The following is a 16,795-nucleotide window of genomic DNA, read 5'->3' on the forward strand; positions in this document are numbered from 1 at the left end:
ACATGGACAAGCGTACAAGCATCCCCGCAAATGCACTGATCTGGTTCGGTGCGGGCGTTTCGCTCGCGGAGATACTCACGGGCACATTCTTCGCGCCGCTCGGCTTTCGTGACGGCGGGATTGCCATTGTAGTCGGGCACATCATCGGCTGTTTTTTACTTTTTCTTGCAGGGCTGATCGGTGCACGCACGCGCCGCAGTGCGATGGAGACGGTCAAGATGGCGTTCGGTGCACGCGGCGGGCTGCTCTTTGCCGCGCTGAACGTCCTTCAGCTCGTCGGCTGGACGAGCATCATGATCTACGACGGTGCACTTGCGGCAAATACGGTGATGGATGCGGGACATTGGCTCTGGTGCCTTGTCATCGGCATACTGATTATCGTTTGGATTCGGATCGGGATCCTGCGCATCGAGCGCGTGAACGCCGTCGCCATGACAGGGCTGTTCCTGCTCACCGTGCTTCTCTGTTCCGTCATTTGGGGCAGCGCGGAGACGACGGGATCTGCTGCAGGCGAGACGATGAGCTTTGCGATGGCACTCGAGCTCTCGATTGCGATGCCGCTCTCATGGCTGCCGCTCATCTCGGACTACACGCGCGAGGCAGAGAGACCCGCCGCCGCTGCCGTCGTGAGCGCGCTCGTCTACGGGCTCGTCAGCTGCTGGATGTACTTCATCGGCATGGGGGCGGCGATTCTCACGGGCGAATCGGACATCGCACAGATCATGCTCCACGCGGGGCTTGGCGCGGCAGGGCTCGGTATCGTCATCCTCTCGACTGTTACCACAACGTATCTCGATGCGTACTCGGCGGGGGTCTCGAGCGAGAGCATTGTGCGCTCCGTCTCGGGGCGCACCGTCGGCATCGGCGTGACCGTGCTCGGCGCAGCTGCGGCATCGCTCTACCCGATGGACGACATCACGGGCTTCCTCTACATCATCGGCTCGGTCTTTGCCCCGATGATTGCCGTCCAGATCGCAAGCTGCTTCCTCCTGCGCGAGGATGCGGCGGGACGCTCTGTCCACACGGTCAATCTCACTGTCTGGTTCGTCGGCTTCCTCTGCTATCGCTGGCTCATGACGCTCGACACGCCCGTCGGCAGCACACTGCCGACCATGGCAATCACGCTTTTGCTTGCACTCCTCGCAAATCGGGTGATGGGGAAACGGGCGGAGTGAGAGGGGGAATGGCGAAGAGGGCGGTGCGCTGCCCAAAAGCGAACCCTAGTGAAGCAAGAGCGAAAAGCGTGCGGTATGCCCCAGCGGATTTCTTTCGTTCAAGCGAAGCGCGTTTAAGAAGTCCGCCGGTATTTGAGCATACAAGCACGCGGGCGATTGCGTAACTAAGCGTTCGCGTTGGGCACGCATCCCCTCCTCAATGAAAGGAAAATATAAATGCCTACATCAACCCTCGACCAGATCCGAGCGGCATCACCGCTCGTTCACTGCATCACCAACTATGTCACTGTCAATGATGTCGCGAACGTCCTGCTTGCCGTCGGAGCACGCCCCATCATGGCGGACGATCCGGAGGAGGCGGAGGAGATCACCGCACTCTGCGCGGGGCTCTGCCTCAATATTGGGACGCTGAATGCACGTACCATTCCGAGCATGATCGCAGCGGGGAAACGTGCCCGCGCACTCGCGCATCCCGTTGTGCTCGACCCCGTCGGCGCGGGCGCAAGCCGCCTGCGTACCGCGACTGCGCTTCGCATTTTGGACGAGGTTCGCCCTGCCCTTATTCGCGGCAATATTTCAGAGATACGGACACTTGCTGTTGGGAGCGGCGCGACACAGGGCGTCGATGCAAACGCCGCGGATGCCGTCACCGAGGAGAACCTCGGCGCGGCGGCAGACCTTCTGCACGCCTTTGCCGCACGCACGGGCGCAGTCATCGCTGTCACGGGTGCGATCGACATCGTGACGGATGGGCGTGACTGCTATGCCATCCGAAACGGCCGCGCGGAGATGGCGCGCGTAACGGGCACAGGCTGCCAGCTCTCCGCACTGCTCACCGCCGCACTTGCCGCCGCGCCGTCCGATCCCCTTGCGGCAGTCGCTGAAACCTCTGCGCTCATGGGCACGGCAGGCGAGCTCGCATGGGCGCAGATGGAGGAGAGCGACGGCAACGCGACCTATCGGACGCGTATCATTGATGCCATTTACCATATGACAACGGAAGAACTCCATGCAAATATGAACATCACAAAACTCTGAGGAGGGACGAACATTGAAAATACACACGGCACTCACCATTGCGGGAAGTGATTCGAGCGGCGGCGCGGGCATTCAGGCAGATCTCAAAACCATGACCGCGCACGGCATCTACGGCATGAGCGCACTTACCGCACTCACAGCGCAGAATACCACGGGGGTCACGGACATTCTCGCCGTCCCGCCCGACTTTCTCGCGGCACAGCTCGATGCAGTATTCACCGACATCCCGCCCGATGCCGTAAAGATCGGCATGGTCGCGGATGCTGCACTCATCCGCGTGATCGCAGAGAAACTCGACCAATACCATGCGCGGAACGTCGTCGTCGATCCCGTCATGGTCGCGACCAGCGGCGCACGTCTCATCAGTGAGGATGCTGTCGCGGCACTTTGCTCCGAACTCCTGCCGCGTGCGGCGATCATCACGCCGAACATACCCGAGGCGGAGGTGCTTGCGGATACGGCAATTACCGACCGAAAGGGCATGACCGCAGCAGCGGCGCGCATCTATGAGCGTGCACATACAGCAGTCCTCGTGAAGGGAGGACACAGCATCGACGATGCGAATGATCTGCTCGTCGACGGTGCGGGCGCACGTTGGTTCGAGGGGCGGCGCATTGCGACTACGGATACCCACGGCACAGGCTGCACCCTCTCAAGTGCGGTTGCCGCGAACCTCGCGCGCGGCATGGATTTGGACATTGCGGTCAAACGTGCGAAGGCATATATCTCGGGCGCACTCGCTGCGGGGCTCGATCTTGGAAAGGGGAGCGGCCCCCTTGCGCATGGTTTTGATTTGAGGAGTGAATTTATATGCTAGACACACGCACCCGCAAGCTCACCCTCGCCGGCATCCTTGTCGCCGTCGCAGTGCTCGGCGGACTGTTCAGCATCCCCGTACTCGGCAGCCGCTGCGCCCCCGTGCAGCACCTTGTCAACATCCTCGCCGCCGTATTCCTCGGCCCTCTCTGGGGCATCGGCGTCGCCTTCGCCGCAAGCCTGCTGAGGAACATCACGGGGCTCGGCAGCCTCATGGCGTTCCCCGGAAGCATGATCGGCGCACTCTGCTGCGGGCTCACCTATCATTATATGAAACGCCTTGGGCTTACCTGCACTGCCGAGGCACTCGGTACGGGCATCCTCGGTGCACTCGCTGCCTATCCCGTCGCTGCCCTCCTCATGGGGCTGAATCCCGCGAGCTACACCGTCTACATCGTCCCCTTCCTCCTCTCCACGGGTGCGGGCAGCATCCTCGCCTACGTCCTCCTGCGCTTCCTCCTGCCGAAGCTGCGGCGGAGCTGAGATGCGCGCGAGATTGCCGCGCAGTACTAATGTATAGGCGTGGGCCCACATGAGTTGGTAAGTGTACTTGCACGGCTGCTCACACTGGTTTATGGTGAGGCGGTTCGCAATATCCGCGGTATCTATCGTGATCTAAACCGATGGATAGAGACGTCCATGGAGATTCATGCATGAGCAGCTGAATAAAAAATCCCCCAAGACGGGGCTTCACCTAAAAGATTAGACTTAGGAAAGCTGGCTTTTAGGAAACTGCAGACTGTGTCTTGGGGGATTTTTGCGTATCGTGTGAGTGGCGTTACACCTTTTGATTGCGTGCAGAGTTCCCTGCATAGGGATACTGCGGGGTGGTGAGACGGAAGGTGAGCGTCTCACGGTCGACGATGCCGAGCGTTTGGTCGCTGTCATAGAGTTTGAGCAGGAAGTTTGCCATCTCGGCACTCGTATGGTAGGTGCCGAAGGCCTTGTTGTAGTCATAGGCTGGATTGTTGTTCGCAACGGCACCAAACTCGGTCTGTGTGGCGGCGGGTGCGAGGATTTTGGCGCACAGCTTTGCTCCGTTGGCATGGAGCTCCTGTGCGAGCCCCTCGGTGAAGGCGCTGACGTAGAACTTCGTTGCGCAGTAGGTGACGACATTCGGGACGATGAGATAGCCGCCGACGGACGAGATATTGATGAGCTGCGTCCCTTCGACATCGGCGAAGTCGCGCACAAAGAGCATTGAGAGGATGGTCAGTGCCTCGATGTTGAGATGGAGCATCGGACGAATTTTGTCGAGATCCTGCGCGGCAACTTGTCCGTAGTCGCCGAATCCTGCGTTGTTGATCCAGGTCCTGAGCGGCAGGGTGTGAACTTCCTCATAAAAGCGGAGGACATTTTCCGCCGCAGAGAGGTCAACGGTCTTTACGATGATGTCAATGTCGGGATGTGCCGCGCAAAGCTCCATACGGAGTGCCTCGAGACGATCGGTGCGCCGTGCGGCGAGGATCAGGCTGTGCCCGCGTGCGGCAAACGCTCTTGCCGCCGCCGCGCCGATGCCTGCGCTTGCTCCCGTGATGACGGTGTAGTGCTTGCTCATAGTGAGGAGGTTCCTTTCGATTCAGAGCGTGATTTGCGCCCGATGTTCCATATCCACGGTGACGACCGCAGTGTCAAAGGCGATCTCGTAGAGGATGAGCTCGTCGCCGACGGCGTCGATGGTCTCCTGATAGCGCGGGATCTTCGCCGCGAACAGTGCCGCGAGATCGTAGACGGTGTGTGCGGACTTCACGGCGTGCCCGCTTGCGCGGACATGCTCCGTGGTATCGTTGTGCGGGACGGTGGTGAAGGCGATGTTCGGATTCGCCGCAAGCTCGACAACCTTCTCGTTGTCCTTGAACGTGGCAAAGTAGATACGGCGTTCCTAAGGCGCATAGTAGAAGTTCACGATGCGTACGTGCGGCAGCCCGTCCGTCGTCGTCGCGAGCGCAATCTCGCGCTGCTCGCGCATGATTCGCTCGAATTCATCCCTTAGGTTCATACTTTTCCCTCTATCCCTACAGTGTTATTTCTCTGTCCGTATTCCTCGGACATAGGCGTATCGCGGTGCCCCGCTCCCTGCATCGGCAGCGGCGATGCAGAGGTCAATCTCCGCCGTGCCGATCTCTGTGAACGGGATCGCTGCGGTCTGCTCATACCCGACGATCACGCGCATATCGTCTGTGAGGGGGGTGCGCTCGACTTCGTGAAAGGCAAGGATGCGCCCCGTCTCCGATCCGCTCCGATAGGTGAGCAGGTTCCATGCGGGATAACCGATAAAGCGTACTTTGATGTAGAGGTTTTCCCCACGGAACACAGTGCCCTCGGGCAGGCGGTTCGGATAGTTCGCCTCTGCCGGAATCGCTGCTGTCTCCTCTGACCATACCGCAATTGGTTCCATATGCGTGAGCGGCGGCGCGGAGCCTGCGCTTGCCGTGGGCAGCGCGAGACAGACGAGTGTGAGCACGGCAAGGAGCGTACGAAACAATGACCGCATGACAGCCTCCTTTATCATATCGTATACAGGTGCTGCATCCACAAGGTGGATGGGATAAATCCTGAGGGTATTGTACCATAAAATCCGTATAAAAACACGCCGACATTCTGCCGGCGTGTTTTTACGTTGTGAAGTTACGATGACTTTTTCACGCTCAGAACGACCTTGCTGAAGAGGCCGAGGATGCCGAGAAAGACAAGGAGGCCGAGCATCTCAGCGGTGTCGGCAAAGCCCTCGGGGGCGATGGCGAGCGGACTCTCGCCGCCGCCGTTCGAGACAGAGACGACGATGACCCCCGCAAGCAGAACACCGACGATGGACTCGCCGACGATGAGGCCCGAGGCAAAGAGCGTGCCGCGCCTGAGACCTGCCGCCTCGGCGTTCGAGCCACCCGTATTCCGCAGATGGCGGTTGAGGAGGTAGCCGAGGATGGCACCGACAACGAGCGGCGTCTGGATGACGGGCGGGAGGTAGATACCCATGCCGACGGCAAGCGGCGGCAGGCAGAGACTGCGCGTGGTGCGCTTGAGGAAAAGGTCAATGAGGACAAGCACCACACCCAGACCGATGCCGATGTAGATATACTCCCATGCGAGCTTACTGGAGAAAATGCCCTGTGCGATCGTGGTCATGAGCACCGCCTGCGGTGCGGAGAGTGCCTGCGCAGGATCCATGCCTGCGCGCGGCATCGCTCCCGGGAAGCCGTACGCCTCGTAGAGAAGGTTCAGCACGGGCGCGATGACGAGTGCACCGACGAGGCAGCCGATGAGGAGTGCAACCTGCTGACGCCACGGCGTTGCGCCGACGAGCCAGCCCGTCTTGAGGTCCTGCATATTGTCGTTCGAGATACACGCAATCGCGAGGATGATCGAGGTGGTAAAGATGGCCGTCGCCGTCGCAAATTTCTCGCCGCCCTCCATCTCGAAGATGCCGAACGATGCGCAGAGCGAGTACATGACAAGTGAAGCGACAATGATGCCGAGGATGCCGATGCCGGAGATTGGGCTCGAGGATGTGCCGACGAGACCCGCCATATAGGCACAGGCGGCGGCGACGAAGAAGCCCATGAGGACGGATACACCGACGCCGACGATGGTGAAGATGATCTTCTGGCTTGGCGGGATGTGCTCAGGGCTGACAAAGATATAGAAGATACCGAGCAAGCCGATGACCGTCACGCCGAAGACGAGCGCGATGCTCTTCATCGACATGTCGATGTCCATGCGGTGCAGCCCTTTCTCTTCGTCACTCGCGCGTGCACCCGCGATGGACTCCTTCACGCCGTCGATGACGGGACGGGCGAGGGTGATGAGCGTCCAGATTGCGGCGACGCCCATAGCGCCCGCACCGATGAGACGCACCTTCTGCTGGTAGACCGCGCCCGCAAATTTCTGGAGGGTCATTCCGTCGGGCAGTGCCTCCGTCATGGTGAAGTAGGGGACGAACCCAGCCCATGCGATGGCGATCCCCGTCAGCATGGCAAGTCCGCTCGCAATGCCGATAAGGTAGCCCGCACCCACGAGCGCGGTAGAGTAACCGAGCGGCAGCTGTGTCATGCCGCGTCCGACGTGGAACCATGCCGAGAGCGAGCCGCCGAGCACCTGAAGTCCGTTCGTGAGGAATGCGATGATGCCCGCGATCGCGCTGCCCGAGAGGATCTCCTTCAGCCCTGAGTCGGACTTGCCGTCCTCCTTTGCGTGGCTGCCAACCTTTAGAATCTCGGCTGCCGCTACACCCTCAGGGTAGGCGAGGGGGCTGTGCACGACCATCGCACGGCGCAGGGGAATGGTGAAGAGTACGCCCAGACAGCCCCCACACGCGGAGACCATGAGCGTCTGCCAGAACTCAAAGCCCTGCCAGTAGCCGATCATGAGCATGCCGGGGATGATGAAGATGATGGCAGACAGCGTACCCGCCGCTGACGCCTGCGTCTGCACCATGTTGTTCTCGAGGATGTTCGCATCCTTTGCCATCTTCAGCACCGCCATCGAGATGACCGCCGCGGGGATCGCCGACGAGAACGTCAGACCGACCTTGAGCCCGAGGTATACATTCGACGCGGTGAAGATGATCGTGAGGATCGCGCCGAGGATCATGCCGCGCACGGTGAGCTCTGGTAGTCTCAGCTCGTGCTGCATGAACTCGTTCTGCGGATCTTTCATGCAAGAATCACCTGTCCTTCTATACAATAAAGTGAAAAATAACAGAAGTATTATAACATAGAAATACAGAATGTAAACGTCTATATTTACATGTATACAGAAAATTGATGAAAAAAGAAAACAAAACGTGCAATCAAACGAAAATCGACTGCCCACAGAGGAGCCTTCGCATCGCACAGACAATACAAAACCGCCGACAGGCTTTCTCGTCACCTGTCGGCGGTCTGAGGAAAATACGGGAAGTGATAGGTAACTCTCTTGCATCCAAACGATCTTCGCTTCGTTCCTCGCCCGAGCTAGCATGAGGCGGGGAACTTTCCTCCAAAACGCTGAGAAACTACCTTGACATACATGGGCGCACACGCCACAACTCCGCTTGTGGGAAAAATCTTTCACCTGCGCGTCCGGTATGTCCCTGCGCCCGTCCTCTGCGGGCTGCCGCATCCTCCTGCCGCACCTCTCGACTCCTCTGTTCCATCACGTGCTGGAACTTGATACACCTGTGCGGACACCCTGCGGCCACTCAATGACCCATCGGAATCTCCTCCCAGTCCATCGGGGAAAATCCGGCGTGCCTGCTCCGCTCAGCCAGCGAAGCTGCGCGCCGTTATCCCTCTCCAACAACCGTCGGTCAACACTGTGGAAACTCCGGAGAACTCTGCCCGTACGCTTACGGAACATACGGGGGGCTGCCTGTCCTGAATCAAGCTGCCGATGAATCCTCCTTAACTATCTTTAGTATAGTCAAACTTCAGAAGATTGTCAATACCATGGAGGAAAATTTTGTAAGGGTGGATTGACAAAATCCGTATATAGCCATAATATATAGCATATATTCTTTATATGAGATAAAGGAGATGGCGATATGGCATATCAACTGTGGAATGTTCTTGATGAACTGAAGTCAGATGCGTATGAGTGGGTGGATCTGACGCATCCGCTGAACAATGACAGTCCGTTCTGGGCGGGGATTCCGGAGGGCTCTGTGGAGCTCAGCAAGACGTGCTTTGACTGGGGCAATCCGATGCTCGACTGCCTGATCCAGACGTTCAAGTTCCCGGGGCAGTTCGGGACGCACATTGATTTTCCGGGGCATTTCGTCCGCAACCGTCCGCTCGCCGAGTCCTATGGGGCGCAGCATATGCTCTATCCGCTGTGCGTGATCGACGTGACGGAGCAGGTCGCACGCGATGTCCACTATGCGGTGACGGTGGAGGACATCAAGACGTACGAGGCGAAATACGGCGTGATTCCGGACGGTGCATTTGTCGCGCTCTATACCGGATGGAGCAGGCACTGGCCGGATATGGACGCGATCTCCGGTATCGCGGAGGACGGCAGTGAGAATTTCCCGGGCTGGTCGATGGATGCGCTGAAATACATCTACGAAACGCGAAATGCGGCCGCGAGCGGGCATGAGACGCTGGACACGGATGCCTCTGTGGAAGCGGCGAAGGCGGGGGATCTTGCCTGCGAGCGATACCTCCTCGACAAGGGCAAGCTGCAGGTTGAGGTGCTGACGAACCTCGATCGTGTGGCTCCTGCGGGAGCGCTGCTCTTCGTCGCGTGGCCGAATATCGAGGGCGCGACGGGGCTGCCCGCGCGCGTGATTGCGATTACGCCGAAGAAGTAAGCGAATATACGGGGGCTGTTGCACGAAGTTTTCTAGCTTCGTGCGACAGCCCCTTGTATATGGCAGGAAAATGCGCCCTGTATGTCGAAAATCCTAATCCATCATATATTTTAGGAGAAGAGAGATTGCACAGCGAATACTTGGAGATTGAGAAGAAAATCAAGCACGGTGAGCGGCTGACGCGTGAGGACGGGCTGCGGCTCTTTGCGTGTCCTGACATTGCGTGGATTGGTGCGCTTGCTGACCGCGTGCGGCAGGAGAAGTGCGGTGACATTGTCTACTACAACGTGAACTGCCATGTGAACCTCACGAATATCTGCCTCGCGCACTGCAAGTTCTGTGCGTTCGGGCGCGATGCGGGCGACAAGGGCGCATACGAGATGAGCGTAGAGGAGGCGGTGGCGCACGTCGCGGATGCGATGCGCGACCCGCATCTCGCGGGGCTGCATGTGGTGAGCGGGCTGCATCCGGACTGGACGTTCGAGGACTATTTGGGGCGGCTGAAAGCTCTGCATGAGGCGTTTCCCACGCTCTATCTGAAGGGGTTTACGGGCGTGGAGATCACGCATTTTGCAAAGAGTTCGGGCCTCACGGTGCACGATGTGCTCGTGCGCCTGCGTGAGGCAGGGCTGCAGTCGATTGCGGGCGGCGGCGCGGAGATCCTGACCGACCGCGTGCGCGGCGAACTTTGTCCGAACAAGGCAACGGCGGACGAGTGGCTCGAAACGCATCGTACGGCGCATACACTTGGGATCAAGACGAATGCGTCGATGCTCTATGGACATATCGAGACCATCGAGGAGCGCATCGAGCATATGCTGCGGCTGCGTGAGCTGCAGGATGAGACGGGCGGCTTCCAGACGTTCATCCCGTTCCCGTTCCTGCCGTCGAATACGGAGCTCGGACAGACGGTGCGGCAGACGTCGATGTGGGACGATCTCAGGACGATTGCGATCTCGCGCCTGATGCTCGACAACTTCCGCAACATCAAGGCGTACTGGGTAATGTTGACCGTGCCCGTGGCGCAGGTGGCGCTCTGCTTCGGCGCGAACGATATCGACGGCACGGTGCACAAGGAGACGATTCTCCACGATGCGGGCGCGAAGAGTCCCCGCGCACTCTCGGAGGATCATATCATCCGTGTGATTCGTGAGATCGGGCGCACGCCCGCTGCGTGTGACTCGAACTTTAATATCATCGAGACGTATTGAGAGGGAGCGGGTTTGCTGCGGGGCATTCACCGTCAGAGGAGGAGCTATGTCGGCATACGAGGAGCGCATTGTGCGCACGATGGAGGCATTCCGCCGGAATCGCTACGATGTCTCGCGATTCGCGGAGCGCACAGCGGCGGCGGACCACCTCGCCGCTGAGATTCGCGGCAAGCGCGTCGGCTTCGGCGACTCCGAGACACTGCGGGCGCTCTCCCTCTACGAGCGTCTGAGCGTGCATAACGAGGTGATCGACCCGCCGCGTGCGGGGCATGTCGGCGGCATTGAGGCATTTCTCGCTGCGGGGCGCGAGGCACTGATGACGGACGTGTTCCTGCTCTCGGCGAACGCCATCACGGAAGAGGGGCAGATTCTCAACATGGACGGTGCGGGCAACCGTGTCGCGGGCTCGCTTTTCGGGCATGAAAAGACCTACTTCGTCGTCGGAATCAACAAACTTGTCCCCGACATCTCGGCGGGCATCGAGCGCATTCACCGCATCGCCGCCCCACGCAACGCCCACCGCAAGGGCAAGAAAACGCCCTGCGCGAAGGACGGTACGCGCTGCTATGACTGCGCGGCACTTGAGCGCATCTGCAACGCCCTCACCATCCACTACAAGAAGATGAGCTATCGCCCGATGGAGCTCGTGCTGATCGAGGAGGAACTGGGGTTATAATAGTAAAGCAGATGATGAGAAATGATTGATTTATTCTTACAAACATGATATTCTACAGCAAAGGGGGCGATTGATATGGCTCAGGCAATGGTAAATTTTCGGATGGATGCAGAACTCAAGCGTGCGATGGAGGAGACTTGCCGCCAAATGGGGCTGACGTTGACCTCCGCATTTACAATGTTCGCGGCTAAGGTGACGCAGGAACGCCGCATCCCGTTCGAGGTCACAGCAGAACCGGATCCGTTCTACAGCGAGGAGAATATGGCGCGTCTACGTGCGGCGATTGCAGATGTTGAGGCAGGGCGCAGTACGCTGAAACCGCATGAGCTCATCGAGGCCGACTGATGGAGAAACTGTGGCAGGATGAAGCGTGGGAGGCCTATCTGTACTGGCAGACGCAGGATAAGAAGACGCTGAAAAAGATCAACCGTCTCATTCAGGATATTGACCGCAACGGATACCAATGCCAGGGACAGCCGGAACCGCTCAAGGGCGAGCTTTCCGGCTTTTGGAGTGTTCATATTGATGAAAAGAATCGTCTGGTTTTCCGTATTAAGAATGGGCGATTCGAGATATGGCAGTGCGGTTCGCACTATCGGGACAAGTAAATAATGACATCAAAAAAGGAGGCGTGCGCCTCCTTTTTCATATGCAGTAAATTCTACTCCTCATCCTTCGGATTCCCATCCTCATCCAATGGAATGTAGACGCACTTCTCCTGCCACGGGTACTGATACGCGAGCGTAACCTGATTGTCGAGTTCGAAATGCACTGTGCTCAGCGTGCCCGTTCCCGCATCATCGACGCGTTTCAGCCAGCGCCTATCGTCGAGGCGCTCCTTCTGCGTGCGCAGCCATGCGGGATCGCGCTTCGAGAGGCCCGCCTCGTTCATGTGAAAGACGAGCCGCACGGATGTATCACCTACGGTATAGTTAAAGCTGCAATAGGGTGCGTTCCGTTCGTAATTTTTCGGATCGGGACGGAAGAGATGGCGGAAGTACGAAAGCCCCGCCTCATGTACTGTCATGCAGGCGATGGCGCACTGCTTGTCGTACATTTCTCCATCGGCATCAACGCCGTCACGCAGCCCCAGTGTTTCTCCTGATGCGGCCGCTCCTTGCAGCTCTTCGTCAAACGTGGGATCAATCCAGTGGTAGGACATCTGCTCAATGGTTGCACCCTCCTCGATCTCACGTGCAAGCGTCAGAAATTCATGATCGTCCGGCACGAGCGCAAGCCCCTTCTGCACTGCCTCGTGTGCCCCGTCACGGTCGCCGAAGTGTGCGCGGAGTTTGCCGAGCTGCAGATATGTCCACGGATAGTCCGGCTCCTCCTGTGCACCCTTCTCTGCCATGCGGAGTGCATCGTCCAGTCGTCCGCAGTACATGAGGGCGACGGCGTAGCGGTAGTAGTATGTCCCGCAGCCCTTTGCATTTACCGCTGCTGCGGGCATCCACTGCGTTGTACGGTAGTAGTACTCGTAGGCATCGATATTGTTGCATGCGTATGCATACCACAGTGCAATATCCAGATCGGCACGCGCCTCCTCGCGCGTGAAATTCCCCTTGATGGTTCCGTTCTTGATGTACGATTCCAGATAGTGCAGCATCTTGTAGAAATAGCCCGTCGAGCCGTCGTCCATCGCCTCGAGTTTCCGAACCGCCGCAGGGGAGAGCAGGGAGGCTTTCGCGGCGGCGGGGCTTTCCTGCTCCGCGCTTTCCTCCTCCTCCGTACGATCAAAGAGGCTGACGGAATTTGCGTCCCGTCGGAAGGAGTGGAATACCGCCCACGGCAGATCCGTCTGTTCGAGAAAGTCGTTGGCGGCGTCGAGGACGGCGCGCAGATCCCATGCGAGAAAGTCCAGATAGCCGCAGTCCGTACCCGTCGCTCCGCCAAGGAAGGTCACAGCATCCGGCTCCTTGGCATCCCTCTCGATTGCCGTCATGAGCGCATCGCGAAACGCGAGGGGAGCCTCCGAATCCGCGCGCAGCTCCTCCGTCAGCGGATAGGCGAGAAAGCCCGCCACAATCCCGTCCGCATGGTACATATCCACGAGTGTCGCATCGTTTTCCGTATAGGCGCTGAGGATGGAGGGCAGACGCGTACTGCCCGTGTAGACATCGAACCGCCAGCTCGTATCGGAAATATCCTGCGGCTCGCGTTCGTAGGCGAGATAGGAGTGCTCCAGATAGTCCTCTGCATCGCTGTCGAGAGAAAGACCCGCCTCCTCAAGGGCCTTTGGCAGATCCGTCAGTAACATCGGCGGATCTTCCCGCGGCGCATCGAGGACATCGAAATCATGGATGAGGCGGATGGAGGCGATTTCGCCAAGTGCCTGATCGACGATCGTGGAGAGCATCCACCATGTGCGATTCTCGTCCTCCTTCAGGAGAGAAAGGAGTTTTTCGCAGTAGACCATGAGGGCGATCCCCTCTCCCTCCTGTGCGAACCAGACGGCGACATCCTTCATCTCGATGCTGTTGTCGCCCGTACGCAGGGCACCAAGAGAGGCGGTGCGCCCGACGCGGATGTCCCAGTGCTCGCGCACGGAGGCGGGGGCATGGCGTGCGAAATAGACGAGCGGAAAGAGCTTTGCGCGCACGCCCTCGGGCGTTAGGATCAGCTCGTATTTTTCCCCGCCGCGTCCCATCTCGAAGGCTGCGTCGGAGAGGGCGATGCGCAGAACAGTGTCGCACCGCTCGATGAGCTCCTCGCCGTGATCCGGCCCCGCATCCATCAGCGCGCGCAGCTCCGTCTCTATGTTCTCGAACGCTGCCCACGCCTCCTGCACGCGGGTGCGGAACGGGCGTTGAAAGAGCGGCATGGAAAGTCCCTTGTGACAGTATGCAATCATACTCTTGGTATCCGCATCCTCGGGGAGCGCGGCGAGGGCTGCCTCAAAATGTGGGAGGGCGCGGTCCTCGCGGTCGAGGTAGTAGTAGGCGTAGCCCATGCGGAAGTTCCAGAGATGATCGCCCGCGAAATAGTCCGCGTGGGGAGAGAGGAGTCCGATTGCCTTTTCAAAATACGCGCGATCGCCCGCGCCTGCCGTATTGTTGTAGGCGCGCGCAAGCTCACTGTCGAGTTCCGGCGTGCGCTCCTCGCTTGGCAGCGCCTCGATCTCCGCGATGATCTTCTGAAATTCGTTGTTCTCGTGCCAAATTTGGCACTGTTCGAGTAAGGTCATTTATTGCTCCTGTAGCTTAGTCCCACCAGAAATACCAGATGTTTGACTGCCTCAGATCGCGCGCGAGACGCGTGACGCTCATGCCGGGTGCGCCCTGCTCGATGATGTCGGCGCAGAACGCGTACTGCTCCTTCGCCAGATCCAAGGCGCGCTCCTGCGGCTCTATGGGTGCGGGAACGCTGTATTCGAGCGTGTCATAGGTGAGGACGGCAGGCACTGCGCCGTGCCGTTCGTGCCAGTATTTCGACACCGCCATCAGCGCGGCGGTGTCGGGGCAGTCGTTCCACCCGCCGAACGGCAGATATGCAAACACTGTCCACGGATGTTTCACGGGAATCTTGGCGAGAATCATCGGCTGCGTTTTCTGCGTCTCGTAGTCCCAGTAGCTGATAAAGTGGTCGGTCTCACGGAACTCTTCCCCATCTCCATCGTCCGGTGTCTCCTTTCGGCTCAGTTCAAAACGTTCGCCGAGCCGCTCCATTAGTATCGCCTTGCCGTCCGGCAGAGGCTGTGCAAGCATTTTTTCGCGGTACTTTTCCACGGCATCGGCATCGAAATCATAGTCCTTGAACGCGCCCTTTTCCGCCTCTGCGTTCATCGTCAGAATCTCCCACAGGGTATCGCTCGGGACGATGAGCAGGGGGACATAGCCGTCGTGCACACTGCGGCGTACGGCATAGCTGTACGCCGCCATAATCGGATCGTCGTCCGCCATCGGCGGGAAGTACATCAGGGAGCAGTCTGCCCTGCCGCAGTTCAGGTACTGCATGATTGCGGCAGCGACGTCGCTTGGCGCCTCATCTTCATTTTCCTTCCGCTCGGCGCTGTTCCGCTTCCACGCCTCCCACCGCTGTGCGATGGTCGCCGCCATTGCTGCATAGTAGTCCTCATCGAACGGGACGAACAGATATGCCTCGTCGTCGAACTCCTCCGAGAAGTACTGCTCCGTACCGAAGTACGCTAAGGCATGATTGTCGATGTCCGAGGGAAAGGAGGGGGCCTCGCCGTCGTAGTAATACTGTGCGAACGCCGTGCCCTCCTCGCCAAAGAAGCCGTGCATCAGAATCCCGTGCAGTTCGTCGCGGATAAAGGGGCGCAGGTCGGTATCTGCCGGATGCTCCCGCACGGCGCGGACAGTCGCCGCATACTGGCGGACGAACCAATCCGCCATCAGCTCATGCTCGATGCACCAGCGCAGATAGATCGCGAGGTGGTTGTACGCCGTGATCTCGTCCACGGGCAGCTTCTTTTCGCGCAGGCTGTCGAGGTGCCACTGCGCATTGTCCATTACGAGATCGGTGAAGTCCTCGGGCGCGAGTGCGCTGCGCCTCTCCGGATCAATGACGAAGCTCACACGACGCTCGTCAAAGAGGTTCAGCAGCTCTTTTGCACTGCGGTCGAACTTGTAGTTGAGTTCATCCCGGTAGAGTGGGATGATCTGATAGAAATTGACCTCATCGCCGTTTGGGAGGGGGCAGACGGTGTCTCCTCCGCCTTTGATCTGCGCGCTGACGATCAGGGCAGCGGTCAGCTTGGTGTTCTCGGCATAGCAGCGAGCCCTATTATCAATGGTATGCCCCCAGCAAAGCCATGTATCGTCCTCGATCGGCAGACGTGCGAGGTTCTTCAGCAGGCGGATCGGCCAGTAGTGCACTTCATCGTCCTCGTGGATCTTCCAGTCGGGCGGCAGGGCGATCGCGAGTTCCGCGCGTTCGAGCTTGTATTCGGCGAGTTCTTTTGGCACGTTCATACGGTGTGCGCCCATCCCGAGGGTGACGAGCATATAGTAGTTGCGTTCCTCGGTCGGATCGACAATGCAGATGTCCAGGTGGATGTCCGGCGAGACAATCTCATGAAAGACGTTTGCATACGTGCCGAAGTTCGTCTCAATGTAACTTTCGACGATCTCCAGTTCTTCCTCGGTATAGACCTCTGTGGGCATTGGGGCTTTCTTTTTATATGCAGAATCATTTCTGCCAATTTTTTTCATCGTGTTCTCCTTTATGACTGAGGAGCAGGCTCTCCAGCATCGTTTCCAGAAGGCTTGTCGGTGTGATGACGAATCCCTCCGCCGTGATTTTTTCATTGAAGAAATCAACGGAGCGGTCGTGGTCAAGGAAGTGATTCCGTGCCAGGTATTGCCCGACATCGTCGAGGGTAAAGGCACACTCCCTGAGCGCCGTGTCGGTGAAGGAGTTGGCGTAATGGATGCTCTTCATCGTGCGCTTCCGCTTTGTCGCCGGGTAGGCGTTGCATAGTGCCTGTCGGAGCGCTGTCGCCATTTGTGCGGGCGAGGCATCCTCTGTGACCGGCATGGATGGGAGGATGCGCTCACGGCAAAGGTGCGCGTACAGTGTGCGGAACTTTTCTGCAAGTACGGTATCATCATGGTCAGTCATGGCT

15 protein-coding genes and 1 pseudogene are annotated in these 16,795 nt (G+C 58.8%); 9 read left to right on the top strand and 7 right to left on the bottom strand.

The features are described from left to right. Positions 1-2: 2 nt before the first annotated feature. The 4 genes from cytX (at position 3) to thiW (ending at position 3,512) form a co-directional block, all read left to right on the top strand. A complete protein-coding gene (gene cytX, locus BCS37_RS01045) occupies positions 3-1,175 on the top strand; it encodes a putative hydroxymethylpyrimidine transporter CytX (RefSeq protein ID WP_069179739.1) in 1,173 nt (390 codons plus the stop codon). A 216-nt stretch (positions 1,176-1,391) separates the two neighbouring features. Then, complete coding sequence (thiM, locus tag BCS37_RS01050; protein ID WP_069179740.1) at positions 1,392-2,213, top strand: hydroxyethylthiazole kinase; 822 nt, start codon at positions 1,392-1,394, stop codon at positions 2,211-2,213. 13 nt (positions 2,214-2,226) lie between these two features. Then, a complete protein-coding gene (gene thiD / locus BCS37_RS01055; RefSeq protein WP_069179741.1) occupies positions 2,227-3,030 on the top strand; it encodes a bifunctional hydroxymethylpyrimidine kinase/phosphomethylpyrimidine kinase in 804 nt (267 codons plus the stop codon). Then, positions 3,024-3,512, top strand: a complete 489-nt coding sequence (gene thiW / locus BCS37_RS01060; RefSeq protein ID WP_069179742.1) for an energy coupling factor transporter S component ThiW — start codon at positions 3,024-3,026, stop codon at positions 3,510-3,512. The genes thiD and thiW overlap by 7 nt, the downstream gene beginning before the upstream one ends. Positions 3,513-3,807: 295 nt before the next feature. On the opposite strand, the gene BCS37_RS01065 is transcribed toward thiW, so the two are convergent. From BCS37_RS01065 to BCS37_RS01080, 4 genes and pseudogenes are all read right to left on the bottom strand, one after another. After that, positions 3,808-4,587: an SDR family NAD(P)-dependent oxidoreductase gene (locus BCS37_RS01065; RefSeq protein WP_069179743.1), complete on the bottom strand. Its 780-nt coding sequence runs from the start codon at positions 4,585-4,587 to the stop codon at positions 3,808-3,810. A gap of 21 nt (positions 4,588-4,608) precedes the next feature. Continuing rightward, positions 4,609-5,028: pseudogene (locus BCS37_RS01070) on the bottom strand (pyridoxamine 5'-phosphate oxidase family protein). A 24-nt stretch (positions 5,029-5,052) separates the two neighbouring features. Further along, complete coding sequence (locus BCS37_RS01075; RefSeq protein WP_069179744.1) at positions 5,053-5,523, bottom strand: hypothetical protein; 471 nt, start codon at positions 5,521-5,523, stop codon at positions 5,053-5,055. Positions 5,524-5,657: 134 nt separating this feature from the next. Next, positions 5,658-7,685 carry an OPT family oligopeptide transporter gene (locus BCS37_RS01080; RefSeq protein WP_069179745.1) on the bottom strand — a complete coding sequence of 676 codons (2,028 nt, stop codon included), beginning with the start codon at positions 7,683-7,685 and terminating at the stop codon, positions 5,658-5,660. Positions 7,686-8,550: 865 nt separating this feature from the next. Between BCS37_RS01080 and BCS37_RS01085 the strand changes: the two genes are divergently transcribed. From BCS37_RS01085 to BCS37_RS01105, 5 genes are all read left to right on the top strand, one after another. Beyond that, the gene (locus BCS37_RS01085) at positions 8,551-9,318 is read left to right on the top strand and encodes a cyclase family protein (RefSeq protein ID WP_069179746.1); all 768 of its coding nucleotides are present in this window, start codon (positions 8,551-8,553) and stop codon (positions 9,316-9,318) included. 125 nt (positions 9,319-9,443) lie between these two features. Then, positions 9,444-10,529: an aminofutalosine synthase MqnE gene (mqnE, locus tag BCS37_RS01090; RefSeq protein WP_069179747.1), complete on the top strand. Its 1,086-nt coding sequence runs from the start codon at positions 9,444-9,446 to the stop codon at positions 10,527-10,529. Between the two features lie 46 nt (positions 10,530-10,575). After that, entirely contained in the window at positions 10,576-11,205 is a 630-nt protein-coding gene (locus BCS37_RS01095) for an LUD domain-containing protein (protein ID WP_069179748.1), read from the top strand. A 75-nt stretch (positions 11,206-11,280) separates the two neighbouring features. Beyond that, positions 11,281-11,550 (top strand): type II toxin-antitoxin system RelB/DinJ family antitoxin, encoded by a 270-nt coding sequence (locus BCS37_RS01100; protein ID WP_069179749.1) that lies wholly within the window; start codon positions 11,281-11,283, stop codon positions 11,548-11,550. After that, positions 11,550-11,813 (top strand): Txe/YoeB family addiction module toxin, encoded by a 264-nt coding sequence (locus BCS37_RS01105; RefSeq protein ID WP_069179750.1) that lies wholly within the window; start codon positions 11,550-11,552, stop codon positions 11,811-11,813. Before BCS37_RS01100 ends, BCS37_RS01105 begins: the two co-directional genes overlap by 1 nt. 53 nt (positions 11,814-11,866) lie before the next feature. Here BCS37_RS01105 and BCS37_RS01110 read toward each other — a convergent pair whose 3' ends face one another. Genes BCS37_RS01110 through BCS37_RS01120 form a run of 3 tightly spaced genes read right to left on the bottom strand, consistent with a single transcriptional unit; the run spans position 11,867 to position 16,791 of the window. After that, the gene (locus BCS37_RS01110) at positions 11,867-14,392 is read right to left on the bottom strand and encodes a tetratricopeptide repeat protein (RefSeq protein ID WP_069179751.1); all 2,526 of its coding nucleotides are present in this window, start codon (positions 14,390-14,392) and stop codon (positions 11,867-11,869) included. Positions 14,393-14,408: 16 nt separating this feature from the next. Continuing rightward, positions 14,409-16,382, bottom strand: coding sequence for a suppressor of fused domain protein (locus BCS37_RS01115; protein WP_069179752.1), 1,974 nt, complete (start codon positions 16,380-16,382; stop codon positions 14,409-14,411). Continuing rightward, positions 16,360-16,791, bottom strand: coding sequence for a hypothetical protein (locus BCS37_RS01120; RefSeq protein WP_069179753.1), 432 nt, complete (start codon positions 16,789-16,791; stop codon positions 16,360-16,362). Before BCS37_RS01120 ends, BCS37_RS01115 begins: the two co-directional genes overlap by 23 nt. Positions 16,792-16,795 lie beyond the last annotated feature (4 nt).

The sequence above is a fragment of the Selenomonas sp. oral taxon 920 genome, from assembly GCF_001717585.1.
Taxonomy (GTDB): domain Bacteria; phylum Bacillota; class Negativicutes; order Selenomonadales; family Selenomonadaceae; genus Centipeda.

Excerpts from the sequence above, each read along its gene's own strand:
- BCS37_RS01085 (WP_069179746.1), top strand. The coding sequence starts at position 8,551 with ATGGCATATCAACTGTGGAATGTTCTTGATGAACTGAAGTCAGATGCG.
- BCS37_RS01075 (WP_069179744.1), bottom strand. The coding sequence starts at position 5,523 with ATGCGGTCATTGTTTCGTACGCTCCTTGCCGTGCTCACACTCGTCTGT.
- BCS37_RS01100 (WP_069179749.1), top strand. The coding sequence starts at position 11,281 with ATGGCTCAGGCAATGGTAAATTTTCGGATGGATGCAGAACTCAAGCGT.
- BCS37_RS01080 (WP_069179745.1), bottom strand. The coding sequence starts at position 7,685 with ATGAAAGATCCGCAGAACGAGTTCATGCAGCACGAGCTGAGACTACCA.
- BCS37_RS01110 (WP_069179751.1), bottom strand. The coding sequence starts at position 14,392 with ATGACCTTACTCGAACAGTGCCAAATTTGGCACGAGAACAACGAATTT.
- cytX (WP_069179739.1), top strand. The coding sequence starts at position 3 with ATGGACAAGCGTACAAGCATCCCCGCAAATGCACTGATCTGGTTCGGT.
- BCS37_RS01120 (WP_069179753.1), bottom strand. The coding sequence starts at position 16,791 with ATGACTGACCATGATGATACCGTACTTGCAGAAAAGTTCCGCACACTG.
- BCS37_RS01115 (WP_069179752.1), bottom strand. The coding sequence starts at position 16,382 with ATGAAAAAAATTGGCAGAAATGATTCTGCATATAAAAAGAAAGCCCCA.
- BCS37_RS01095 (WP_069179748.1), top strand. The coding sequence starts at position 10,576 with ATGTCGGCATACGAGGAGCGCATTGTGCGCACGATGGAGGCATTCCGC.
- thiW (WP_069179742.1), top strand. The coding sequence starts at position 3,024 with ATGCTAGACACACGCACCCGCAAGCTCACCCTCGCCGGCATCCTTGTC.
- BCS37_RS01065 (WP_069179743.1), bottom strand. The coding sequence starts at position 4,587 with ATGAGCAAGCACTACACCGTCATCACGGGAGCAAGCGCAGGCATCGGC.
- thiM (WP_069179740.1), top strand. The coding sequence starts at position 1,392 with ATGCCTACATCAACCCTCGACCAGATCCGAGCGGCATCACCGCTCGTT.
- BCS37_RS01105 (WP_069179750.1), top strand. The coding sequence starts at position 11,550 with ATGGAGAAACTGTGGCAGGATGAAGCGTGGGAGGCCTATCTGTACTGG.